Raw genomic sequence first — 22,766 nt, 5'->3', positions numbered from 1 at the left:
TTTTCTTTTGTCTTTCATTAAAAAATCGAGAAAGGGCTCCCCCTTCCTCGATTTTTGTCACGGATCATTCAGATGCAGTCAACAAGATCGTTAATGTCGTAGCCACTTCCTCTTTACGAACTTCAACGGTTGCATTTGTGTGTTTGATTTTTATTTCGACAATCCCTTCTGTCGCTTTGTTGCCAATGGTCAATCGAATCGGACAGCCTATCAAATCCGCATCCGCAAATTTGACACCAGCACGTTCGTTGCGATCATCTACTAAAACTTCATAACCGACAGCAAGCATCGCTTGCTCTACTTCCTCGCACAAAGCAGTTTGATACGAGTCTTCCATTGTAGTTTGAATAATATGGATATCATAAGGTGCAATCTCTTTCGGCCAATCGATTCCCTCTTCATTGCCGTGCTGTTCAACGATTGTTGATAGAAGACGAGATACACCGATGCCATAACACCCCATCATGACTGGCGTCTCCTGACCGTTCTCATCGACAACTGTCGCACCAAGTCTTTCACTGTATTTGGTTCCTAGCTTGAAAATGTGGCCAACTTCGATTCCTCGTGTGAAAGTTAGGACCCCTTTGCCATCTGGAGAAGGATCACCTTCTTGCACCAATCGAAAATCAGCAAATGCCAATGGGGAAAAATCTCGTCCTACATTTGCGTTTTGATAGTAATGGCCCGGTTGATTCCCAAAGACGATCACATTTGCTAAATCTTGTACATGCTGATCAGCATATAAGCGGACATTTTCCGGCAGCGCAATGGGACTGATTGCTTCAGCTTGCAGATGACAACGTAATTCTTCTGGTGTAGCTATTTTCAATTGATCGGCTTCTAGAAAATTTTTGACTTTTGCTTCGTTCAATTGATGATCGCCACGTAGAAGAATCATGACCGGTTCTCCATCAGCAAACAAAAGAAAGGACTGAACGATCTTAGTCAAGTCACTCTCACAAGCTGCAGCTACTTCTTCCAGAGAATAAGATGGATCAACCTGCAACTCTGCGCGCTCAAGAAAGGTTTCGTGAGATTTCTTTGATACATACAAACTTGTGGCCATTTTCCAATTCGCCACGTAGTCGCTTTCCGTTGAGTAGCAAATTAGTTCTTCACCAATCTGCGACAGTGCCATGAATTCTTTGGAATCATGCCCTCCCATCAGACCGTTATCACCAATCACTGCACGATACTCCAGCCCACAACGCTGCAAAATCGCGTGATAGGCTGCTTCATACCGACGATAAGTCGTATCTAAACTTGACTCATCGGCATGAAATGAGTAGCCGTCTTGCATGATGAATTCGCGACTGCGAATCAAACCGAAGCGCGGACGTTGTTCGTCTCGGTATTTTGACTGAATCTGATACAAACTGATCGGCAGACGTTTGTAGGAAGAGATCTCACTTTTGATCAATTCCGTAAAAGGCTCTTCATGGGTTGGCCCCAAGACATACTCCCGCTCGTTTCGATCTGTTAACTGATACAGTGAGCGCCCATAAAGCCCATCTCGCCCAGTACTTTGCCATAGTTCCAAGGGCAATAAAACTGGCATCGTCATTTCTACTGCATCAATTTTGGCTAATTCTTCCCGCATCAATTTTTTGATTTTCTCCAACACCCGCTGGGCTAAAGGCAAATACATGTAGATGCCTGCTGCCACTTGCCGAATATAACCGGCTCTAACTAAAAGTTGATGACTCAATGTTTCCGCATCACTTGGTATTTCCCGCAATGTCGGAATAAACAGTTTCGACTGCTTCATTTTTTTCTCCTTTGCTGCAAACACTTTGCTATACCATACACCCTGCTTGGCCCATATCAGCTGCTTCCTCTAATCAAAAGAAAAAGCGCTGAATATCATTCCAAGTCACTAACACCATCAGCAACATCAAAAAACCAAACCCAATTAACGTGATGATTCCTTCTTTTTCTTGACTGATCGGTTTACCTCGGACACCTTCAAGAATGTTCAAAACGAGTTTGCCGCCATCCAACCCTGGAATAGGCAACAAATTAAAGATTCCTAAGTTGATGGAGATCGCCGCCATCATCATGACGACAGAGGCTACCCCTTGTGAGGCTGCTTGTGAGGACAATTGGAAAATGGCCACCGGACCGCCTAATTTGTCCAGATCTGGTTGTACGATCAAATTACCGACAGCTCGGAAAATCAGTAAAGCATTGTTGAAGGTCAATTTCAAGCCACCTAATAGCTTGTCACCAAGACTTGTTTTCAAGCCAGGACTGATTCCCATAAATCCTACTTTTTCTCCTTCAGCAGATTTCCCTTCTGGCGTTGCTTCAATCGTTAATGTATCACTTCCCCGCTTCACTTCAAGGGGGATCTTCGTGTCAGGATAATTTTGGATCTCACTGCTCAATTCCTGCCAGTTGGATACTGTCTTGCCATTGACTGCTAAGATCTCATCGCCATCTTTCAAGCCTGCCTCAGCGGCTGGTGAACCATTTTGGATACCAGAGATGCTGGTCGTATTCACATCTTGTACACCACCCTGTGCAAACACTAACCCTGTGAATAAAACAAAAGCTAAGATGAAGTTATTCATCGGTCCAGCAAAATTGGTCAACATTCGCTGCCAAAGTTTCGCTGACTGAAATTGAACATCTTTCGGTGCAATCCTTACTTCCACACCGTCTTCATGAATAATGGTTGCATCATGATCGACCGCATAAGCGACTTTTTCTTGTTCATTTCCATTGATGTACCCTGCAATCGTCAACTTTTCTTCGAGATCAAAGTCTACCACTTCCATTGGAATCGCATGAGGCAACTGCACCTTTTTGCTAGTATTGATCTTGATGACTTTTCCATCCTTGTCTTGCACAAGTGAGATCGGCATACCTGGTGTCAGCTCTGTCTCATCTTCGCCCCAGCCTGCCATTTGAACATAGCCACCTAATGGTAACATTCGAATCGTGTAAGTCGTTCCATCTTTTCCTTGATGGGCAAAAAGCTTTGGACCCATTCCAATGGCAAATTCCCGAACTAAAATCCCTGCACGTTTGGCAAAGAAGTAGTGTCCAAATTCGTGGATTACGACCACAACAGAAAATATGATAATAAACACAAGAATCGTTTTCATTCTGTTTCCTCGCTTTCACTGTTCCCTCTTGTTAAAGGGGAAACCTTTCTTTATTTTATCACACCCACACCTAATGAGGAACTTCCGGCGTTATTGTAACAAGAATTTAAAGAACCAAGCTCTAACACGCATAAAAAGACTGTGGCTCTTTCTCACAACACATTCCTTAACAGGAAGAGTGTTCTTTTTTCCTTACCCTCGCATTCTTCACAGTGGTCCGTCAAAAAAGCTTCGACCGCCAAATAGTCGAGAACTAAAAAACCTCTAAATGTCTGGTCCCGTGAAAACAGGCTTCATTTAGAGGTTGAAATAAGGTTAAAATGAGGTTAAAAAGTGTCTTCTTTCTGCGGAGCTGATCAAACAAATTAATGACCTAGCACTTATCTAGTCAAGCAAGTGATTATTGCTCGTTTATCTAGACTAACTAAATGATTGCTTTAGAAAACACCTAATAAGTACATGATTGGAAAAACAAACAGCATACTATCAAAACGATCAAGAATCCCGCCGTGGCCAGGCAAAATATTGCCTGAATCTTTTACTCCGTAGTGTCGCTTGATAGCTGATTCGACAAGGTCACCAAACTGACCAGCAATCGAAAAAATAATCGTCAATACGATCATGATCAGACTTCCATGGCCAAAGTAATCGTTGCCTGGGAATGCCAACAAATAAAGAGCTGCCACAACGACTGCCGAAACAATTCCGCCCAATGCCCCTTCAACGGTCTTGTTCGGTGAGATCTCCGGCCATAGCTTATGTGCGCCGAATCGGCGGCCAACCATATAAGCACCAATATCTGTCGCCCAAACAATAAACAAGCCAAAAATCAGCACAACTAATCCGTTTGGTACTAATCTAGCCGTCAAGAAACGTTCAAAGCCGACACCCACATACAGACTGACTAAAACGGGGAAACCTGCTTCATCAATGGTGTACATATTTTTGGAAACGACAGCGATCCCTAGCAACAACAAGACAATCAGATAAAACAAGGCACTTTTATCTGTATTTGCTGGTAAGAAAGCAAACCAAGGATCCTTAGGTAAGACTAAGATCACAGCCCCAAGAATCGATAACACCCCTTCAAAACTGAGAACCGCTAATCCTTTCATCCGAAATAATTCAAACACACCAATTCCGGCAAGTAAAGCTGCCGTCAACTCGATGGCTATTCCACCGACATAAATAACTGGTAAAAAAAATGCTAATGCCACCACTGCGGTGATCACACGTTGTTTCACTTTTTGTCCTCCTTCTTGTTCAACCCGCCAAAACGCCGATTTCGCTGTTGAAAACTGCCGATGGCAGCTTCTAACAATTGGGCATCAAAGTCAGGCCATAATGCTTTAGTGAAAAAGAGCTCGCTATAAGCAATTTGCCAAAGAAGAAAATTACTGATCCGTTCTTCACCACTCGTTCGAATCACCAATTCAGGATCGCGAAGTGCAGCAGGCAAGAAGCCAGTCATGAGATGCTGGTCCATCATTTCTTCGGTGATTTCTACCGTCTCCTGTGTGTGGTCTAGTTCTTCATACAGCTTTTGGATCGCCTGCAGCATTTCAGCACGACTGCCATAGTTCAAAGCGAAATTCAGGACCATTCCTGTATTCTCCTTGGTCTGTTCGATGGCACGATTGACAGCATCTTGAGTGTGAGCAGGCAAATATTCAGTAAAGCCCATCACATGGACCTTCACATTTTCTTTGATCAGCTCTGGTACAAACGTGTCAAAAAAATCAACTGGCAATTGCATCAAGTAATCGACTTCTTCATTTGGTCGTTTCCAATTTTCCGTTGAGAATGCGTACAATGTCAAGACTTTGACTCCAAGCCGCGAGGCATGGGTCGTGATCGTCTTCACTGTCTCCATCCCTTCTTTGTGCCCTGCCACCCGCGGTAAACGCCGATTCTGAGCCCAGCGGCCATTTCCGTCCATAATGATCGCGATATGCTGAGGCACAGGTAATGCCGGATCAAGTTCGTATTCAGTTTCTTCCTTAACATATTTGTCTTTTTGTGGAAAAAAACGCAACATATGATTCGCTCCTCTTCCATTTCGTAAAATTCATCTTTTTCATTATAACAATAATCATATTTCTTGCCTATGAAAAGTAAAAAAAGAAATCTATATTAAAGAAAAACAAAAACATTTTCTCTTTGTTAGGAATAAAAAAAGGGCGCTTGTGCGCCCCTGCTTCTTATACTTCTAATAATTCTTGTTCTTTTTCAGCTGCGATCTGATCGATTTCTTTAATACTGTTGTCTGTCAATGTTTGAACTTCTTTTTCTGATTCTCTTAAATCATCGACCGTGATATCGCCAGATTTTTCTTGCTTCTTGTAAGCATCCATCGCATCACGACGGATATTACGGACAGCAATTTTCGCATTCTCCGCTTCTTTTTTCACATCTTTTGCCAATTCTTTCCGGCGCTCTTCCGTCAATTGCGGAATGACTAAACGGATTACTGTACCATCGTTAGCAGGTGTGATACCGATGTCGCTTTGCATGATCGCTTTTTCGACTTCTTGGATCATTGTTTTGTCGAAAGGCGTAATCATCAAAATACGCGCTTCAGGAATCGTGATTGATGCCATTTGATTTAGTGGTGTTGGAACACCATAGTAGGTTACCATCACACGGTCTAAAATACTTGCGTTCGCACGACCAGCACGAATTTGTCCTAACTCGCGCTGCAAGTTTTCTGCTGCTTTTTTCATTTTATCTTTTGCTTCTGTTAAAATTTTGTCAGCCATTCTATTTCCCCCTTACTGTCGTTCCAATATGTTCTCCTAAGATTGCACGGCGAATATTTCCTTGTTCATTTAAATTAAAGACAACTAACGGAATATCATTATCCATGCTTAATGAGCTTGCAGTGGAATCCATGACTTGCAATCCTTTCGAAATCACTTCTAGATGCGTAAGCTCTTCAAACTTCACTGCACTTTGATCGATTTTTGGATCTGCTGAGTAGACACCATCGACGTTATTTTTTGCCATCAAGATCACATCTGCATTGATTTCAGCTGCTCTTAAGGCAGCCGTAGTATCTGTTGAGAAATAAGGATTCCCTGTGCCGCCAGCAAAGATCACTACACGCCCTTTTTCTAGATGACGTTCTGCCCGACGGCGAATATAAGGTTCTGCGATTTGGCGCATTTCGATCGATGTTTGGACGCGAGTCGGTACGCCAGCGTTCTCAAGAGTGTCTTGCAACGCCAATGCATTCATGACAGTTGCCAACATTCCCATATAGTCTGCTTGCGCTCGTTCCATGCCCATTTGTGCACCAATCTGACCACGCCAAATGTTACCGCCGCCTACTACGATCGCCATTTCAACACCAAGTTCATGGACTTCTTTGATCTCTTTGACGATTTCTTGGATCGTTGGCGGTTTGATACCAAATCCTTCATCCCCTGCCAATGCTTCGCCGCTCAATTTTAACACAACACGTTGATATTTTGGTTTACCCATGATGATTCCTCCGTACATTCTCCAATACTATTGTAGCATATTGGCGCCATTCTGTTTGAATTTGTGCAATTTTTTTGAAAATCGGTTTTTGCTTAAAAAAAGGGAGCGCACTTCCATGCGTTCCCATCTGTTCAAGGAACAGAATTATTTTTTGACTTGGCTCATAACTTCTTCTACAAAGTTATCTTCGCGTTTTTCGATACCTTCGCCGACTTCAAAACGAACAAATGATTTCACTGTTGCGCCTTTTGAAGCAACAAATTTTTCAACAGTCATGTCAGGATCTTTAACGAATGGTTGGTCAACCAAAGCGATTTCTGCTTTGAATTTTTTCAAACGGCCTTCAACCATTTTTTCAACGATGTTGGCTGGTTTGCCTTCGTTCAATGCTTGTTCAGTCAAAACTTGTTTTTCGTGATCCAATTCTTCTTGTGAGATTTGAGATTCATTCACATAGCGAGGATTGATTGCAGCAACGTGCATAGCGACATCTTTTGCAACTGATTCGTCTGTTGTTCCTTCAAGAACAGTCAAGACAGCGATACGTCCGCCCATGTGCAAGTAGCCGCCGAAAGCAGAGTTGTCATCTTTTTCAACAACTTCAAAACGACGGAAGCTAATTTTTTCACCGATAACTTGAGTTGCTTCGATCAATGCTGCTTCCATTTTACCTTTTGATGTTTCCAACTGCAAAGCAGCTTCCATGTCAGCAGGTTTGTTTGCAGCGATTACTTCTGCGATTTCTTTAACTAAATCTTGGAACATTTCGTTTTTAGAAACGAAGTCTGTTTCAGAGTTTACTTCAACGATTGCAGCAGCATTCCCGTTGATAGCAACAGATGCCAATCCTTCAGCAGCAATCCGATCATTTTTCTTTGCAGCTTTAGCCATTCCTTTTTCACGTAATAGATCAACGGCTTTTTCGATATCTCCTTCGACTTCAACTAAGGCACGTTTTGCATCCATCATACCTACACCAGTCATGTCGCGCAATTCTTTTACTAATTTAGCTGTTACTTCTGCCATTTTTTGTTTTCCTCCTAAATGTCATTTAACAAGCCTGAACTTGCCTTTTAAAAAAGCTGTTTCAAAGGAGAGTGAGGCTTGGCGCCTAGCCTTTGAAACAGCTCCATCATTTCTTATTCAGCTGATACATTGTCGCCTTCGACAACATCAACGATTTCTTCGATTGAAGTAGCATTTTCTGTTGATTCAGCAGAAAAATCTTCTTCAACTACTTGGTCTTCGCCTTGGTTGCCTTCGATAAATGCATCTGCCATTTTAGCAGTGATCAATTTAACGGCACGAATCGCATCGTCGTTTGATGGGATAACTACGTCGATCTCATCTGGATCACAGTTTGTATCAACCATCGCTACGATTGGGATATTTAATTTACGTGCTTCTTGGATCGCAATGCGTTCTTTGCGTGGGTCAACAACGTACATTACATCTGGAATTCTTGGCATATCAGCGATACCGCCTAAGAATTTTTCAAGACGTTCGCGTTCTTTGTTCAAACCAACGACTTCTTTTTTAGGAAGGACATCAAATGTGCCATCTTCTTCCATTTTGTTGATTTGTTTCAAGCGAGCAACACGTTTTTGGATAGTTTCCCAGTTCGTCAATGTTCCACCTAACCAACGATGGTTTACGTAGTATTGACCTGAACGGATTGCTTCTTCTTTGATTGCTTCTTGAGCTTGTTTTTTTGTTCCTACGAACAAAGCAACTCCGCCTTCTTCAGCAACGTTTTTCATGTAGTCGTATGCTGCATCTACTAACTTAACAGTTTTTTGTAAGTCGATGATGTAGATACCGTTTCTTTCTGTGAAGATATATTTCTTCATTTTTGGGTTCCAGCGACGTGTTTGGTGTCCAAAGTGTACGCCGGCTTCTAGCAATTGTTTCATTGAGATTACTGCCATGATGTGTTTCCTCCAATTTGGTTTTTGATTTCCTCTCTTGCTCTTTAGCTCTTCGAAGAACTGATTATCAGCACCGCTTCGCAGATGGAACAAGATGTGGATTTGCGGAGTCAAAAAACTCACGCCTTAAACAGTATACAGTAGCTACTAAAGAATTGCAACTGCTTTTCCTCATAAACCTAGCTGTTTACTTTTACATTTTTTTCTTACAAACAACGGGTGTTCAGTCTGACTAAAGCCTAGGTTTTTAATCCTTTTTCTGCTATGATAATGCTGAAGAATTCAATTAAAGGAGTCTATTTATGCGTAAATCCGACCGGCATTTATTGATCAAACAGATTATTGCAGAACATAGTGTGGGAACTCAAGAAGAACTGTTGCAGTTGCTCGAAGCACAAGGAGTAACCGCTACGCAGGCAACGATCTCCCGCGATATCCGTGATCTAAAAATTGTCAAACAGCCTGATGAGACTGGACAAACAAAATTTGTTCTCTTTCAAGGAATGAATACTCAAGAAAATGAAAAAGCGGAAGAACAACGGCTGATTCACATGCTGGAAGATGTCGTCACCAAAGTGGATCGTGTTCAATTTATGACGCTAATCAATACGATCCCTGACAATGCACCTTTATTGGCAGCGGCTTTAGATGAAGTTTCGATGCCTGAGAAAGTTTGTTCTCTCGCCGGCTTTGATACAGTAGCCGTTATTTCCCGTACAAATGAAGATGCCATCAAGCTGACTGAATATATCAAGTCCCATGCTATTCTCTAAAGAATCGAAAAAAAGATACCAGTGGCAAGCATATAGGCTGCCGTTGGTATCTTTTTTTTTATTTACATTTTATCAGGTGCATGTAATCCTAACAGACGCAAATCTTCTTTTAACAAGACTGTTACAGCGTAAACCAATGCCAATCGAGCATCTTTTTGCGCATCTTCTGCTAAAATCTTGACATTTGCATAGTATTTATTGAAGGCTTGCGCTAATTTGATCGCATGTTTAGCAATCACTGATGGCTCATATTTATCTGCAGCCTGTAAGATAGTTTCTGGGTAGCGTTGGATCAACTTGATCACTTCCCAGCTCTCTGCATCATTCAAAGCAAGAGCTTGCGCATTGGCAGGATCAAATTGTGCTTTTTCTAAAATGCTCATCGCCCGTGCATGAGAATATTGGACGTAAGGTCCGGTTTCTCCTTCAAAACGAACGACTTCTTCCAATGTGAAATCGAAGTTGTTCAGGCGATCATTTTTTAAATCATGAAAGACGACCGCACCGACACCCACTTGTTTTGCCACTTCATCTTTGTTCGCTAAGCCTGGATTTTTTTCTGTGATTTGTTCTTTCGCAGATTCGATGGCTTCATTCAATACTTCTTCTAATAAAACGATTTTTCCTTTACGAGTAGACAGCTTCTTACCATCTTTGGTGATCAAACCAAATGGGATGTGGTGCATATCATCTGACCAATCGAAGCCCATTTCTTTAAGAACTGCTTTCAATTGCTTAAAATGATAGCTTTGTTCGTTACCGACAACATACAGAGACTTAGCAAAGTTATAAGTCCGTTTGCGGTACAATGCTGCCGCCATATCCCGAGTGATATATAATGTTGCGCCGTCAGATTTGCGGATCAACGCTGGATTGAGATCATAGGCAGTCAAATCAACGATTTCTGCGCCTTGATCTTCTTGTAATAAATGTTTTTCTTCCAAAAGTTCAACGACTTCCGTCATTTTATCATTGTAGAAGGCTTCCCCATTCAATGAATCAAAACTTACTTCCAGCATGTCATAGATTTTGTTGAACTCTTGCAATGACTCATCGCGGAACCATTGCCATAATTCGGTTGCTTCTTGATCACCGTCTTCTAACTTCTTGAACCATGCCCGGGCTTCATCTTCCAACGCTTTATCATTTTCTGCTTGTTCATGGAATTCAACATATAAACGCAAGAGTTCATTGATTGGTTCTTTTTTAACTGCTTCTTCAGAACCCCATTTTTTATAGGCGACGATCAATTTCCCAAATTGAGTTCCCCAGTCTCCTAAATGATTGATCCGAATTGGCTGATAACCGATTTTTTCAAGAATAAAGCCAATCGAATTACCGATCACCGTCGAACGCAAATGGCCCATGGAGATTGGTTTCGCAATGTTTGGTGAAGACATATCAATCGGAACCGCCTGCTGATTGCCAATTGATTGATCTCCATAATGATTTTTTTCCTTCAAGACGGTTTGTAAGACGTGTTCGCTGATCACTTCTTTATTCATAAAAAAGTTCAAGTATGGACCCACGACTTCGATTTTTTCAAAAGAAGCTGGATCAATTTTTTCCGCCAGTTCGCTAGCGATCTGTTGCGGTGCTTTGCGATAGACTTTGGCTAAAGCAAAGGCAGGAAAAGCAACGTCTCCGTGTTCAGCAGTTTTAGGATTTTCTAACAATTGACTGACTTGTTCTAAAGTCAAATCTTCTTTGACAGCGGCATAAATAGCTTGTGCAACGATTTGTTTATTATTCATTTTCTTTCCCTCCATTTGTTTCGATACGAAAGCAATGCCCAGCGAATGTACATACGGAACAACTAAAAAAAGCCTCTAGTGCATCACATGCACTAGAGACGAGATTTCCCGCGGTACCACTCTATTTGTCCTTTAAGGAATGATTCTTAAAAGACCTACTTATTTCTGATAACGGCAGAATTCCGTTTGCTAGGCAAAATCTCACAAGTGCGCTTCACTTTCTTGATTGTTCGGCTCACACCTTCCCGAACTCGCTGAAAAACAAAAGCTACTCTTCTTGCTCATCGATTATCTACTATTTTGTTCCCAGAAAGTATAACAAAAAATAATCGGTTTGGCTAGCCGGTTTTTCGCCTTTGCATGGATTTCGCTAGTTAAACCTTTGGAATAAAAAGATCTCCAAGGGTGACAGCCATAATGGCTTTGATAGAGTGAAGGCGATTTTCTGCTTGATCGAACTGGCGCGCTTGCTTGCTGTGAAAAACGTCATTCGTCACTTCCATCTCCTTCAAGCCAAAATCAGCAGCGATTTTGGCCCCATATTTGGTTTGTGTATCATGAAAAGCTGGTAAACAATGGAGGAAAATGGCTTGTTCATTATTGGTTTTTTTCATTAATTCGGCATTTACTTGGTAAGGCATCAGCAAGTCGATTCGTTCTTTAAATTTTGCTTCTTCTCCCATTGAAACCCATACATCGGTATAAACGACGTCTGCTCCTGCTACAGCTGCCACATCATCTGTAATCAAAATTTCGGCTTGTGATGCTTGGGCAAATTGCTCTGCCAGCTCGATGACTTGCTGTTCCGGCTGTAATTCTTTTGGTGCGATGATTCGAATAGCAACACCGAGAATCCCGCTAGTCACAAGTAAGGATTGCGCAACGTTATTTCTTCCATCGCCGCAGTAAGCGATCGTCAGACCTTCAAGACTGCCAAAATTTTCTTGAATCGTCATAAAGTCTGCGATCATCTGTGTCGGGTGCCACATGTCAGACAATCCATTCCAGACAGGTACACCAGAATATTTCGCCAAGTCTTCAACGATTCTTTGGCTAAATCCTCGATATTCGATCCCATCAAACATCCGACCAAATACTTTTGCAGAGTCCTCAACAGACTCTTTTGATCCCATCTGGATATCGTTTGCTCCTAAAAATTCCGGATGCGCTCCTAGATCAACGGCAGCAACGGTAAAGGCAGCTCGTGTCCGAGTAGAATTTTTTTCAAACAAAAGAGCGACATTTTTTCCTTCCAAATAACGATGCGGGATATTCTTTTGCTTTAATTCTTTTACATGTAATGAAAAATCGATCAGATACTGCAATTCATCTCTGGTAAAATCTTTTTCTGCTAAAAAACTGCGACCTTTAAAAACGGATTTCATTTCTTTTGCACCCTTTCTTGCCTATGTTTTTTAGCCAGTATACATCTTTTCTAATTTTTATTCAATATGTACAAGTTTTACGTATTTTTAATCAATTTTATCCAAATAATTAAACAAAAGACCGTGGGCTGCCATTCGGATTCGTATCCCGATGACGCCACGGTCTTTTCTGTACTGTTGAGCAGCAAATGCTTGATTATTTCATTTCATGACCAAAACTTAGGCTTGGCACAGCATTCAAAGATAGTGGGGCAAACTGTTTTTTTTCTAACAAAATATGCCCAAAGGCCCCGATCATTGCCGCATTATCGCCACATAAACGCAAAGGTGGGATAATCAAGTCAATCTCAGGCAGGTCACTCATTGCTTCATCTAGTGCCTGACGCAGGCCTTGGTTTGCAGCAACGCCACCTGCAACAATCAATTGGTTGACAGGATAAGTCTTGCAGGCGCGAATCGTCTTAGTGACCAAAACCTCTACGACACTTGCTTGAAAACTAGCAGCAAGGTTGGCTTCGTCCAATGTTTCTCCTCGTTGCTGCGCATTATGGACAAAATTAATAAAGGCACTCTTTAATCCGCTAAAACTAAAATCAAAATTGTCTTCATGAATCATTGCTCTGGGAAAATGGTACGTGTCCTCACCTAAATGCGCCAAACGATCGATTTCTTTTCCGCTAGGATAAGAAAGTCCTAAGACTCGTCCTACCTTGTCATATGCTTCTCCTGCAGCATCGTCACGTGTCTCGCCAATAATCTCAAAGGAACCATCTTCTGTCATATAAACTAACTCCGTATGTCCACCGCTCACTAGCAAGGCAAGCAATGGAAAGGTCAGAGGTTTGACAAAACGGGCCGCATAGATATGCCCCGCCATATGATTGACTGGCAACAAGGGTAATCCATGCGCCCAGGCAAACGCTTTGGCTGCCGAAAGACCGATCAGCAACGCCCCCACTAAGCCTGGACCGTACGTGACCGCTACAGCGGATAAGTCTTCTGGTGTCACTTCTGCTTGTTTCAGTGCCTCTTCTAAACAAAGAGTAATCTGCTCCACATGATGTCGACTAGCTACTTCTGGGACAACGCCACCAAAACGTTGATGACTTTTAATTTGAGAAGCCACGATATTGCTTAAAATCGTGTCCCCGTTCTTTATGACAGCGACACTTGTTTCGTCGCAGCTGCTTTCAATGGCTAAAATCAATTCATTCATTTGATTGATGCTGGCCTCACTTTCTTTTCCATGATCAATGCATCCTCTTGAGGATGACTATAATAATTTTTGCGCCGCCCAATGATTTCAAAACCCATTCGCAGGTATAAGGCTTGTGCTGGAAAATTACGGACCCGCACTTCTAGAAAAATCCTTTCGACGCCAGCAGATTGACAAGACTGAATAACAGCTTGCAGCAAGAGTTTCCCCAATCCCTGTCCTTTTTTTTCCGGTAAGACTGCGAGATTAAAGATTTCAGCTTCGTCTAAAACCCGACGGTAACTAACAAATGCCTCCATTGGCTGGAGTACTAAATAGTGACTGTCAACAGCAGCCAAATCCTGCTTGAATTGTTCACAAGTCCAGGGAGAGCCATCTTGGTAACTCGCTTCTGCCAATTGCCATAACAGCTCTTCACTTTTTGCAGGCAATTCTTCTTTATTCAACAGTTTATTCATTTAAAAATTTCACCATATCCAATGCATCTTCATTTCCTTCTGTATAGTAGGCAGTTTTGATCGCTCGCGAGACAAAGCCCAGCTGTCGATAAAGCCGCTGAGCGTCACGATTACTTAAACGCACTTCTAACGAAATTCTGTCACATTTGTTTTTTCGCGCATACTGTTCGATTTCAGTCAACAAAAAAGAGCCGACACCTCGGCCTTGATATTCAGGTATAACAGCAATATTGGTAATATGAGCATCTTCTCCCAACAAACGAACGCCCGCAAAACCGATCATGCGCTCATTTTGTAAGATACACAAGTACAAATGCTTAAATCGCGAATAAATCTCTGAAAGAAACGCGCTCTTGGTCCAAGGCAGCTCGCCGGCATACACCAATCGTTCCACTTGCAGTAACTCTTTGATATCTTCGCCGACGATTTCACGAATCACATACGTTTCATCCTGAATCGTTTTCGTCTGTTCTGGGTATTGAACTTTACGAAAAAGGGTCAGCTTTCCTTTGAAAGATTTAAATTTTTTCAACATACGTATCCGCTCCTGGAGTATGAGATGCCAACCACTTTTCTTCCGCTTCAACAAGTTTCAAATACTCTGGCACAAAATCATGGATCGACGAAACGGGTTCCTCTGTTTCACTTAATTCTGCCAACACGACGCCATTCGGATAATTCCACAAAGAAACGTGATTGATCTGTGCAGACGGCATGGCTTCAGTGATTTGCGGGGCAAATTTTGCAGCATCAGCGCCAACAAAAAGTACCTCTGTGTGCAACTCAGCTAGTGCATGCAACAATGTCGGTAATGCCACATGCTGGTCAGGGATCACTGACTGCAGCTTCCCTTCCTGCCAACGATAGCCACCAGCATAGACATTGTTGCGACGTGCGTCAAATAATGGCACGATCACTTTCAAAACCCCAACACAATTCGCAGCTATGTTCTTCAAACTCGACACGCCCACCAATGGGATATGTAATGTATCGGCTAATGTTTTAGCGGTCGTGACACCGATCCGCAATCCTGTATAAGATCCCGGACCTTGGGCAACTGCGATTCGCTCTAACTGCTGCGGCAATACCCCCACAGATTGCATCAATAAATCGATTGCCGGCATCAATGCACTGCTGTGATTTTTGATAGCCATCGTCTGACTTTGTCCTAGAATCTCCTGACCATCCATGACTGCAATGGCCAATGTTTGATTTGATGTATCGATCGCTAATGTTTTCATTGCTTTTTCTCCCCAATCAAAAAACTCACTCATATTTTACCATATTCTGATAAAATGCCAAACTTTGCTTATTTGCTTTCATAGGTGCATGGTTACTGGTGAACTAAAAAAATGGCCAAAGAATCTATGGCAGCCGCGACAGTTTCTGACTGCGACGGAAAACTGTTCCATTACTGGAGACTTTTTCCCATAGATTCTCAGGACATTTCTATTTGTTGCAGATGAACTTCCCCATCATTGATTCGTAGATTGACGTTTAATCAACTCCGTTGCGATAGTAACCTTTCGCGGAACAGGAGCTGGATTCTTGATGATCTCAAGTAGTGTGGTTACAGCCAACTCTCCCATCCACTCCGTATGAACTTTGATTGTCGAAAGGGTTGGAAAAACATACTTGGCAACACTGACATCGTTAAAGCCGATCAAGGAGATATCTTCTGGCACACGAATCTTTTCTTCCTGCAGTGCCCGCAGTGCTCCGATGGCTAAAGCATCGCTGGAAGCAAATAACGCAGTAGGCAGTGGCAAGGCGTCTTGCAAGAACTGTTTCATTGCCTGATATCCATCTTCGACAGTAAACGGTGCTGCAATGTGATACCCTTCGTCATAAAGACGCAAGCGTGTCAGTCGTTCCTTGAATAGCGTCAGCCGCGGATCTTCAATTTCTTGTCGACTTCCTTTTGTAAATTCAATACCAGATAAGATACCGATTTTTTGATGTCCTTTAGCAACAAAATGATCAATAACCAAATCCACTGCTTGCTGAAAATCGACTACCAATGAATCCACTCCAGCCGACAGCCCGTCAAAATCAACGAGTAGCAGATGAGGCTGCGTCTTTTTTAATTGTGCGATCTGCTGGGCATCAAATTTTCCTAAAGCAATCGTTCCATCTACTTGGGTCTCACTGATAGAAGCAAACGATTCTTTTAACAAGCGAATCCCCAATTCTTCCGTCTTGTTCTCAATCCCAAGCCGAATAGCTAAATAGTAAAGATCTGCCAGTTCTTCTTCGGTATCAAACCACTGAATCAAACGAATCCGACCGTTTTCGACTTGGCTTTTCTTTTTATGCTTTGTATAGTTCAGTGCTTCGGCGGTTTTGAATATTTTTTCTTTGGTTTCTGAACTGACGGCTAACTCACTGTCATAATTGAGGACACGAGAAACAGTCGCTGGTGAAACGCCTGCCTGTTCAGCAATATCTTTAATTGTAGCCATTCCCGCGCCTCCATTCTTTCAAATTCATCTCAATAACTTCAAAGTTTATTGATAAAACGCATGAATGCAGCCTGACCGGATGCATCTCGCTTGAAAACTCCTGCGTATTCCAAAACTTTTGCAAAAATCCCACCAACTTCTTGATAAACAATCTCTGTTACATTCTCCTCAGTGATGGTGTAGGTTTCCTTCATCTCTTGTGCCCACGGAATATGATAAGCAGCAATTTGATTTGGCTGATCAAGAAGATAGGCCCTCACTTCTTCTAACTCCGTTGCTAAACGTGGAGGCAAGACCGCTAATCCCATCACCTCGATTAACCCAATGTTTTCTTTTTTGATATGCTGAACATCTTTATGAGGATGAAAAATACCATCAGGATGTTCGTCAGAAACATTGTTATCCCGAAGAACAAGATCCATTTCAAAGTATTCGCCCTGTTTTCGAGCAATTGGTGTGATGGTGTGGTGCGGTGTGCCATCTTCTGAATAAGCATTGATCGAAACGGAAGGATCTGAGTACTCTTTCCATTGTGCCAAAATATAATCAGAAGCAGCAGCCACTTTTTGCTTGTCTCGACCTTGAATCCGAATAACCGAAAGCGGCCATTTAACGATTCCCACCGTTAGCTCGTCAAAACCAGCTAGTTTGAATGTTTTCTCAATGGGTGCTTTTGCCATCGCAAATGTATGCCGTCCACCTTGATAATGATCGTGGGACAAGATCGATCCACCTACGATTGGCAAATCAGCATTTGAACCGACAAAATAGTGAGGCAGAACCTCAATGATTTGCAATAGACGATCAAAGGTTTTGCGCGTGATCTTCATCGGACGATGCTCTAAAGACAAAAAGATGGAATGCTCATTGTAATAAGCGTACGGAGAGTACTGAAGCCCCCACGCTTCGCCGTCCAGATTCATCCGAATAATGCGATGATTTGTTCGAGCCGGGTAATTCAGCCGCCCTTTATAACCTTCATTTTCCATACAAAGGAGACATTTAGGATAATCGATCGCTGCTGCTGCTCGCTGCGCAGCGATTTCTTTCGGATCTTTTTCGGGTTTGGATAGATTGATCGTGATCTCTAATTCTCCATACTCGGTCATTACCGGAAAAACAATATTTTTCTTGATGGCTCGAGTCTTGATGTAATCATTTTGCTGACACAAATGGTAAAAATAATCCGTTGCCTCTTGTGGGTCTTTTGCATAGTGCTGGGCAAAGAAAGCATTGACCACAGAAGGCGGTGGCGTCAAGAAATCCATCAATTGCGCTTCAAGGATTTCGGTTTCAGCAAGTGCCTCGCCGATTACCTGATTTTTTTTTGCTTGAGTGACCAATTGATCCATCAATACCACGGCTGATTCTTCGACCGGTCGTACAGTAGCTGATTCAAAGGCTTCTTCACCAATCATACCAAGGATCCTATTTTGTAAATAAATACGATCCATTTCCATCCATCCACCAGCCTGGATCGCTAATGTCACGAAATCACAGATTGTTTGACTGAGCGTCATTTTGTTGCCTCCTAGTCTTGATAACCTTCTGGATGGCTAACGTGCCAATTCCAAGCTGTTTCAATTATTTGTTTCACATCGGTGTAACTAGGTTCCCAACCTAACACCGCTTTTGCTTTATCACTAGAAGCGACCAATGTTCCCGGATCTCCGGCACGTCGCGGTGCTACTTTCGCTGGAATATCTTTTTGCGTAACAGTACGCGCTGCATCCAACATTTCTTTGACTGAGTAGCCATTGTTGCTGCCAAGATTGAAAACATTGCTAGGATTGCCTTTTTTCAAATATTCTAATGCTAAAATGTGGGCGTTGCATAGATCTTCTACGTGTACGTAGTCTCTGATACAAGTTCCATCTGGCGTATCATAGTCATCACCGAAAATTGCTAGCTCCTGACGCTGACCTAAAGCGACTTGCAAGATGATTGGAACTAAGTGAGTCTCAGGATCATGGTCTTCCCCGATTGAAGCATCTGATTTAGCTCCTGCAACATTAAAGTAGCGTAAAGCGACGTATTTCATGCCGTAAGCTTCATCACACCAACGCATCATTTTTTCCATCATGAGTTTGCTTTCCCCATAAGGATTTTTGGGATTTGTAGGTGTTTCTTCTGTGATTGGGCTTTGTTCTGGCTCGCCATAAGTCGCTGCAGTAGAAGAAAAGACAATATGATCAACGTTGTTGTCTTTCATTACTTCTAATAATACCTGCATCCCATACACATTGTTGTTGAAGTATTTCAACGGTTTCTCAACTGATTCACCGACAAGAGAGCTTGCGGCAAAATGGATCACGCCATCAATCGTTTCTTTCTCAAAAACGCTTTGCAAAAATGCTTTGTCTCGAATATCTCCTTCGTAGAAAACAGCCTCTGGATGGATTGCTTGACGATGACCTGTTAAAAGGTTATCCACGACAACGGCTTGGTATCCTTTCGTAATCAATTGATCAACTGCATGAGAGCCGATATATCCGGCGCCACCTAATACTAAAATAGCCATTCTTAATCATCCTTTTCTTTCATTTATTCAATGAATCCGTCTTACATTCTACAGTTTTCGCGCGCCATCATCAATGCTTGCTTGGTAAATATCTGTCTCATAGCCGATTTTTTCACGATAGCTTTCTTTGACAGCCGTTGCAAATGCTTCCCACTCGCTTTTTTTCACCAAAGCGATTGCACAACCACCAAATCCAGCCCCTGTCATTCGAGCTCCCAAAACTGCTGGCTGTTCTTGTGCCGCTGCCACCAAAGTGTCTAACTCGATACCCGTAACTTCATAATCATCTCTTAAAGAAGCATGAGAAGCATCTAACAGATGACCAAAAGATTCTAAATCTCCCGCTTCTAATGCCGCTTTAGCTTTTAAGGTACGCTGATTCTCAGTTACAGCATGTTTTGCGCGCTTGATCAAGGTTGGATCTTCAATCAGTGAAGTATGTGCAAAGAACGTTGCTTCGTCCAATTCACCAAGCGATTGGATTTTCAGTTTCGTTTGAAGTCGTTTTAATGCTTCTTCACACTCCCCACGGCGCTCGTTGTATTTTGAATCTGCCAATTCCCGCCGCTTGTTTGTATTCATGATAGCTACGACATAGTCCCCAAATTCTGCAGGTACAAGGTCATAAGCTAAAGTGTTGGTATCTAGCAATAATGCATGATCTTTTTTCCCCATTCCTATAGCAAATTGATCCATGATACCTGAATTAACCCCAATAAATTCATTCTCAACTTTTTTCCCTGTCAAAATCAACTCTAAACGTTCGATCGCCAATCCGAACAAATCATCAAGAATCACTCCTGTCAATAATTCAATGGAGGCTGAAGAAGACAAGCCGGCACCATTAGGAATATTGCCATAAAAAGCGATTTCAATACCAGAGTCGATTGCATGACCCGCTGCTTTCAAATAGCGAATCACACCTTTAGGGTAATTGGTCCAGTCGTCTTCTTTGCGGTACTCCAAATCGTCTAAGGAAAAAGTGATGATCCCCTTTTCAGGGAAGTTTTCCGAATAAAGACGTATTTGCTTATCTGCCCGTTTTCGTGCTACACCATACGTTCCTATCGTGATAGAGGCTGGAAAGACATACCCGCCATTATAATCTGTATGTTCCCCGATCAAGTTGATTCGTCCTGGTGCAAAATACGATCCTGTGCCTTTTTCACCGAATTTTTCTGCAAAAATTTGTTGTAGCTGTTCCATCTTTTTCGCTCCTTCATTTTATTTAGTAAATTTATTATAAAATATTTACTAAATTTTATCAATCCTTTACTCGCGATACAAGGGCTTATTTTTGATATTTTTGTACTTTTGTTTCATAATAGAAATAAATAGATAAAGGCGAGGTGGAGAAGAATGAAACGATTTCTTTCAGGTTTCTTAGTTGGTACAGTAGCAACTATCGCAGCAGCTGCTAGCGTAGTTATGACTGTCAAAAAACAAGTGATCGATCCAATTGACGAACAACAAGCACTAAATGAAGAAAAAAGGAAACGAGCTATGCGTAAAAGCGTCTCTCGTTAATACAAAAACTGCCATTAAAGATTTTACTTCAATGGCAGTTTTTTCAATTCTTCAGCTAATACAACCGCTTGATTATGTGTTTCATCTTTTGCACCATAAACCAATGTCACGGTTTTATGGTCTTTTACTATTTGCTGCAATGCACTAAAGGCATCATCGGCTGGCTTCTTTTTTAGTTCTGCTAGGTATCTTTGACAAAACGCATCAAAGCGCTCTGGATCATGACCAAACCATTTACGCAATTCCGTACTAGGTGCAACTTCTTTCAACCAAGAATCAATCGCCGCCACTTCTTTTTTGACGCCTCTTGGCCAGATTCGATCAACAAGGACCCGATAACCATCTGTGGGTGCTGCAGCCTCGTATACACGTTTTACTTTAATCATTTCCTTTCACTCCTTTGAATCTACCTTAACACATTCTTTCAAAAAAAAGACCGAGTCCATGATGACAAGATTCTCAGTTACAGCTGCTGAATGGTTTCTAACGATTCATTCTCGCGCCTCTTAGGAACATCTTGTTTGATCATTGATCTCAGTCTTTTGATTGATCAACTAGTTTTCTTTTTCGTTTTTCCGCTCCAGCCTTCATAGCCTTCTTTTAGAATGTAAATTTCTTTAAACCCTTCTTTGCGAAGTTTATTCGCAGCACGGATACTTAGAGATTTACGGGTATCATATAAGTAGATGGGCTGATCTTTCCGAAATGCGCTAAACGAATTGGTTAATACCGTAAATGGGATATTTCGTGCACCTAAGATATGACCGGCATCGAACTCGTTTTTCTCCCGCACATCAATCACTTGTGCTTTTTTCATGCCATTTTTAAATTCTTCTTCGGAAATGATTTTGGCTGATCGTCTTCCCATAATTTGGAAGTACGCCCAATTCAATGCGATTGCCAATAAAATCAATCCTAAAATAATATTAATCCAGTTCCAAACAGACATCTTACCTATTCCTCTCTACTTTGCAAATTGTAATGCTAATGACGCAGCGCCGATCACACCAGCATCATTCCCTAACTCAGCTAATTTGATTTCCGTGCTTTCCGTTACTTGCGGGAATGTGAATTCTGCAAAGTAAGCTGCTACACGACTACGTAAAAATTCACCTGCTGCTGAGACACCGCCACCCAGTACAATACTTGAAGGATTCAGTGTATTGCCCAAGTTTCCACAAGCAAGGCCTAAATAGAAGCAGACTTTATCTACTACCATCAATGCAAACGGATCTTTCGCTTGGGCCGCTTCAAAAATATCTTTGCTGGAAATATCTTCGCCATTATCCAGATTTTTTTTCAATTCAGAATCGCCAGCATACTCTTCCGCCAAATGTCTTGCTACCCGAACGACACCCGTCGCACTTGACACGGTCTCTAAACAACCACGCTTCCCACAAGTACATTCAAATCCTTCTGGATCTACAGTAATATGCCCGATTTCTCCTGCACAGCCTGCTACACCATGCAAAAGTTGTCCTTCCATGATGATTCCACCGCCAACACCTGTACCGAGGGTGATAAAGATCACATCGGGATTGTTGTCACCTGCGCCTTTCCAGCGTTCGCCTAACGCAGCAACATTGGCATCGTTATCGATAGCAAAAGGAATCCCTGTCCCTTTTTCAATCGCTTCTTTGACAGGTTGCAACGTTTTCCAGTTCAAATTGTAAGCACCGATAACTGTTCCTTTTTTGCGATCGACACTTCCTGGAGTCCCCATACCGATCCCAATGAAGTCTTCTGCTTTCATGCCATACAAATCCAGACGATGATTGATTGATGCAATGATCTCTGGTACGATGTGAGAACCCTCATCAAGAATATTGGTATCGATGCTCCATTTTTGTTGAATCTCTCCTTCAGAAGTCAACACAGCAAACTTGACTGTTGTTCCTCCTAGATCAATCCCGATGATTTTTTTGTCCATCACTTATTTTCCTCCCGGCTTTCTTCAATCCGATGTTCACGCTTTAAAATGCGCCAAGCGGTCAAATAGGTATCTCGATCGATCAAACGGCTGTCATAAAGATTTTTGACTTCCATCTGGATCAACTCGATATCATAGATTCGCTTGCCAACATAAATATAGACACCAAATTGTTTCAATAGTTGTTGTACGTCATATAACGTTTCCATAAACACACTT

The 22,766-nt window shown here is 42.1% G+C and carries 24 protein-coding genes and 1 other annotated feature; of the genes, 2 read left to right on the top strand and 22 right to left on the bottom strand.

What is annotated here, in order from left to right; genetic code table 11:
• Positions 1-64: 64 nt before the first annotated feature.
• The 8 genes from FE005_RS10060 to rpsB form a co-directional block, all read right to left on the bottom strand.
• Entirely contained in the window at positions 65-1,768 is a 1,704-nt protein-coding gene (locus tag FE005_RS10060; RefSeq protein ID WP_103299884.1) for a proline--tRNA ligase, read from the bottom strand.
• Between the two features lie 73 nt (positions 1,769-1,841).
• Positions 1,842-3,110: an RIP metalloprotease RseP gene (rseP, locus tag FE005_RS10055; RefSeq protein WP_081131699.1), complete on the bottom strand. Its 1,269-nt coding sequence runs from the start codon at positions 3,108-3,110 to the stop codon at positions 1,842-1,844.
• Positions 3,111-3,547: 437 nt separating this feature from the next.
• Entirely contained in the window at positions 3,548-4,354 is an 807-nt protein-coding gene (locus FE005_RS10050) for a phosphatidate cytidylyltransferase (protein WP_003126872.1), read from the bottom strand.
• The gene (locus tag FE005_RS10045) at positions 4,351-5,148 is read right to left on the bottom strand and encodes an isoprenyl transferase (RefSeq protein ID WP_003126871.1); all 798 of its coding nucleotides are present in this window, start codon (positions 5,146-5,148) and stop codon (positions 4,351-4,353) included. The genes FE005_RS10050 and FE005_RS10045 overlap by 4 nt, the downstream gene beginning before the upstream one ends.
• 163 nt (positions 5,149-5,311) lie before the next feature.
• Positions 5,312-5,869 carry a ribosome recycling factor gene (frr, locus tag FE005_RS10040; protein WP_003126870.1) on the bottom strand — a complete coding sequence of 186 codons (558 nt, stop codon included), beginning with the start codon at positions 5,867-5,869 and terminating at the stop codon, positions 5,312-5,314.
• A 1-nt stretch (position 5,870) separates the two neighbouring features.
• On the bottom strand, positions 5,871-6,593 hold the full coding sequence (gene pyrH, locus FE005_RS10035; protein ID WP_003126869.1) for a UMP kinase: 723 nt from the start codon (positions 6,591-6,593) through the stop codon (positions 5,871-5,873).
• 144 nt (positions 6,594-6,737) lie between these two features.
• On the bottom strand, positions 6,738-7,619 hold the full coding sequence (tsf, locus tag FE005_RS10030; RefSeq protein ID WP_005472197.1) for a translation elongation factor Ts: 882 nt from the start codon (positions 7,617-7,619) through the stop codon (positions 6,738-6,740).
• 113 nt (positions 7,620-7,732) lie between these two features.
• The gene (rpsB, locus tag FE005_RS10025; RefSeq protein ID WP_003126867.1) at positions 7,733-8,521 is read right to left on the bottom strand and encodes a 30S ribosomal protein S2; all 789 of its coding nucleotides are present in this window, start codon (positions 8,519-8,521) and stop codon (positions 7,733-7,735) included.
• Between the two features lie 302 nt (positions 8,522-8,823).
• Between rpsB and FE005_RS10020 the strand changes: the two genes are divergently transcribed.
• Positions 8,824-9,294: an arginine repressor gene (locus FE005_RS10020; protein ID WP_003126866.1), complete on the top strand. Its 471-nt coding sequence runs from the start codon at positions 8,824-8,826 to the stop codon at positions 9,292-9,294.
• Positions 9,295-9,356: 62 nt separating this feature from the next.
• On the opposite strand, the gene argS is transcribed toward FE005_RS10020, so the two are convergent.
• The 10 genes from argS to FE005_RS09970 all read right to left on the bottom strand — a co-directional run bounded on the left by argS (position 9,357) and on the right by FE005_RS09970 (position 20,296).
• Positions 9,357-11,048: an arginine--tRNA ligase gene (argS, locus tag FE005_RS10015; protein ID WP_003126865.1), complete on the bottom strand. Its 1,692-nt coding sequence runs from the start codon at positions 11,046-11,048 to the stop codon at positions 9,357-9,359.
• Positions 11,049-11,139: 91 nt separating this feature from the next.
• Positions 11,140-11,342: a binding site (T-box leader), on the bottom strand.
• A gap of 80 nt (positions 11,343-11,422) precedes the next feature.
• Positions 11,423-12,433, bottom strand: coding sequence for an ornithine carbamoyltransferase (gene argF / locus FE005_RS10010; protein ID WP_081131703.1), 1,011 nt, complete (start codon positions 12,431-12,433; stop codon positions 11,423-11,425).
• A 196-nt stretch (positions 12,434-12,629) separates the two neighbouring features.
• Positions 12,630-13,649 (bottom strand): tRNA (adenosine(37)-N6)-threonylcarbamoyltransferase complex transferase subunit TsaD, encoded by a 1,020-nt coding sequence (tsaD, locus tag FE005_RS10005; protein WP_003126863.1) that lies wholly within the window; start codon positions 13,647-13,649, stop codon positions 12,630-12,632.
• A complete protein-coding gene (gene rimI, locus FE005_RS10000) occupies positions 13,646-14,107 on the bottom strand; it encodes a ribosomal protein S18-alanine N-acetyltransferase (RefSeq protein ID WP_003126862.1) in 462 nt (153 codons plus the stop codon). The genes tsaD and rimI (FE005_RS10000) overlap by 4 nt, the downstream gene beginning before the upstream one ends.
• On the bottom strand, positions 14,100-14,642 hold the full coding sequence (gene rimI, locus FE005_RS09995) for a ribosomal protein S18-alanine N-acetyltransferase (RefSeq protein WP_021151217.1): 543 nt from the start codon (positions 14,640-14,642) through the stop codon (positions 14,100-14,102). Before rimI (FE005_RS09995) ends, rimI (FE005_RS10000) begins: the two co-directional genes overlap by 8 nt.
• Positions 14,626-15,348 carry a tRNA (adenosine(37)-N6)-threonylcarbamoyltransferase complex dimerization subunit type 1 TsaB gene (gene tsaB / locus FE005_RS09990; RefSeq protein ID WP_081131704.1) on the bottom strand — a complete coding sequence of 241 codons (723 nt, stop codon included), beginning with the start codon at positions 15,346-15,348 and terminating at the stop codon, positions 14,626-14,628. The genes rimI (FE005_RS09995) and tsaB overlap by 17 nt, the downstream gene beginning before the upstream one ends.
• Before the next feature lie 234 nt (positions 15,349-15,582).
• A complete protein-coding gene (locus tag FE005_RS09985; RefSeq protein WP_081131705.1) occupies positions 15,583-16,569 on the bottom strand; it encodes a LacI family DNA-binding transcriptional regulator in 987 nt (328 codons plus the stop codon).
• Between the two features lie 38 nt (positions 16,570-16,607).
• Entirely contained in the window at positions 16,608-18,089 is a 1,482-nt protein-coding gene (galT, locus tag FE005_RS09980; RefSeq protein ID WP_138371720.1) for a UDP-glucose--hexose-1-phosphate uridylyltransferase, read from the bottom strand.
• A gap of 11 nt (positions 18,090-18,100) precedes the next feature.
• Positions 18,101-19,090, bottom strand: coding sequence for a UDP-glucose 4-epimerase GalE (gene galE, locus FE005_RS09975; protein WP_021151224.1), 990 nt, complete (start codon positions 19,088-19,090; stop codon positions 18,101-18,103).
• Between the two features lie 48 nt (positions 19,091-19,138).
• A complete protein-coding gene (locus FE005_RS09970; RefSeq protein WP_003126854.1) occupies positions 19,139-20,296 on the bottom strand; it encodes a galactokinase in 1,158 nt (385 codons plus the stop codon).
• Between the two features lie 153 nt (positions 20,297-20,449).
• Between FE005_RS09970 and FE005_RS09965 the strand changes: the two genes are divergently transcribed.
• On the top strand, positions 20,450-20,617 hold the full coding sequence (locus FE005_RS09965) for a DUF3042 family protein (RefSeq protein WP_003126853.1): 168 nt from the start codon (positions 20,450-20,452) through the stop codon (positions 20,615-20,617).
• A 23-nt stretch (positions 20,618-20,640) separates the two neighbouring features.
• Here FE005_RS09965 and FE005_RS09960 read toward each other — a convergent pair whose 3' ends face one another.
• The 4 genes from FE005_RS09960 to FE005_RS09945 form a co-directional block, all read right to left on the bottom strand.
• On the bottom strand, positions 20,641-21,003 hold the full coding sequence (locus FE005_RS09960; RefSeq protein WP_005472185.1) for a DUF488 domain-containing protein: 363 nt from the start codon (positions 21,001-21,003) through the stop codon (positions 20,641-20,643).
• Positions 21,004-21,167: 164 nt separating this feature from the next.
• Complete coding sequence (locus FE005_RS09955) at positions 21,168-21,566, bottom strand: rhodanese-like domain-containing protein (RefSeq protein WP_005472184.1); 399 nt, start codon at positions 21,564-21,566, stop codon at positions 21,168-21,170.
• A 15-nt stretch (positions 21,567-21,581) separates the two neighbouring features.
• Positions 21,582-22,547, bottom strand: coding sequence for an ROK family glucokinase (locus FE005_RS09950; protein WP_005472183.1), 966 nt, complete (start codon positions 22,545-22,547; stop codon positions 21,582-21,584).
• Positions 22,547-22,756, bottom strand: a complete 210-nt coding sequence (locus FE005_RS09945; protein ID WP_005472182.1) for a YqgQ family protein — start codon at positions 22,754-22,756, stop codon at positions 22,547-22,549. The genes FE005_RS09950 and FE005_RS09945 overlap by 1 nt, the downstream gene beginning before the upstream one ends.
• Positions 22,757-22,766 lie beyond the last annotated feature (10 nt).

The organism is Enterococcus sp. M190262, assembly GCF_005843965.1.
In the GTDB taxonomy this organism is placed as follows: Bacteria; Bacillota; Bacilli; order Lactobacillales; family Enterococcaceae; genus Enterococcus_D; species Enterococcus_D gallinarum.
The sequence above is the reverse complement of the archived record's forward strand: the minus strand, read 5'-3'. Positions and strand labels throughout refer to the sequence as shown.

Bases quoted from the DNA above. Each gene is read 5' to 3' on its own strand.
- argS (WP_003126865.1), bottom strand. From the start codon at position 11,048: ATGAATAATAAACAAATCGTTGCACAAGCTATTTATGCCGCTGTCAAA.
- rimI (WP_003126862.1), bottom strand. From the start codon at position 14,107: ATGAATAAACTGTTGAATAAAGAAGAATTGCCTGCAAAAAGTGAAGAG.
- galT (WP_138371720.1), bottom strand. From the start codon at position 18,089: ATGACGCTCAGTCAAACAATCTGTGATTTCGTGACATTAGCGATCCAG.
- rseP (WP_081131699.1), bottom strand. From the start codon at position 3,110: ATGAAAACGATTCTTGTGTTTATTATCATATTTTCTGTTGTGGTCGTA.
- FE005_RS10045 (WP_003126871.1), bottom strand. From the start codon at position 5,148: ATGTTGCGTTTTTTTCCACAAAAAGACAAATATGTTAAGGAAGAAACT.
- rimI (WP_021151217.1), bottom strand. From the start codon at position 14,642: ATGTTGAAAAAATTTAAATCTTTCAAAGGAAAGCTGACCCTTTTTCGT.
- FE005_RS09960 (WP_005472185.1), bottom strand. From the start codon at position 21,003: ATGATTAAAGTAAAACGTGTATACGAGGCTGCAGCACCCACAGATGGT.
- galE (WP_021151224.1), bottom strand. From the start codon at position 19,090: ATGGCTATTTTAGTATTAGGTGGCGCCGGATATATCGGCTCTCATGCA.
- FE005_RS09950 (WP_005472183.1), bottom strand. From the start codon at position 22,547: ATGGACAAAAAAATCATCGGGATTGATCTAGGAGGAACAACAGTCAAG.
- rpsB (WP_003126867.1), bottom strand. From the start codon at position 8,521: ATGGCAGTAATCTCAATGAAACAATTGCTAGAAGCCGGCGTACACTTT.
- FE005_RS09985 (WP_081131705.1), bottom strand. From the start codon at position 16,569: ATGGCTACAATTAAAGATATTGCTGAACAGGCAGGCGTTTCACCAGCG.
- tsf (WP_005472197.1), bottom strand. From the start codon at position 7,619: ATGGCAGAAGTAACAGCTAAATTAGTAAAAGAATTGCGCGACATGACT.
- FE005_RS09970 (WP_003126854.1), bottom strand. From the start codon at position 20,296: ATGGAACAGCTACAACAAATTTTTGCAGAAAAATTCGGTGAAAAAGGC.
- FE005_RS09965 (WP_003126853.1), top strand. From the start codon at position 20,450: ATGAAACGATTTCTTTCAGGTTTCTTAGTTGGTACAGTAGCAACTATC.
- FE005_RS10060 (WP_103299884.1), bottom strand. From the start codon at position 1,768: ATGAAGCAGTCGAAACTGTTTATTCCGACATTGCGGGAAATACCAAGT.
- FE005_RS10020 (WP_003126866.1), top strand. From the start codon at position 8,824: ATGCGTAAATCCGACCGGCATTTATTGATCAAACAGATTATTGCAGAA.
- frr (WP_003126870.1), bottom strand. From the start codon at position 5,869: ATGGCTGACAAAATTTTAACAGAAGCAAAAGATAAAATGAAAAAAGCA.
- argF (WP_081131703.1), bottom strand. From the start codon at position 12,433: ATGAAATCCGTTTTTAAAGGTCGCAGTTTTTTAGCAGAAAAAGATTTT.
- pyrH (WP_003126869.1), bottom strand. From the start codon at position 6,593: ATGGGTAAACCAAAATATCAACGTGTTGTGTTAAAATTGAGCGGCGAA.
- tsaB (WP_081131704.1), bottom strand. From the start codon at position 15,348: ATGAAAACATTAGCGATCGATACATCAAATCAAACATTGGCCATTGCA.
- FE005_RS09955 (WP_005472184.1), bottom strand. From the start codon at position 21,566: ATGTCTGTTTGGAACTGGATTAATATTATTTTAGGATTGATTTTATTG.
- FE005_RS09945 (WP_005472182.1), bottom strand. From the start codon at position 22,756: ATGGAAACGTTATATGACGTACAACAACTATTGAAACAATTTGGTGTC.
- tsaD (WP_003126863.1), bottom strand. From the start codon at position 13,649: ATGAATGAATTGATTTTAGCCATTGAAAGCAGCTGCGACGAAACAAGT.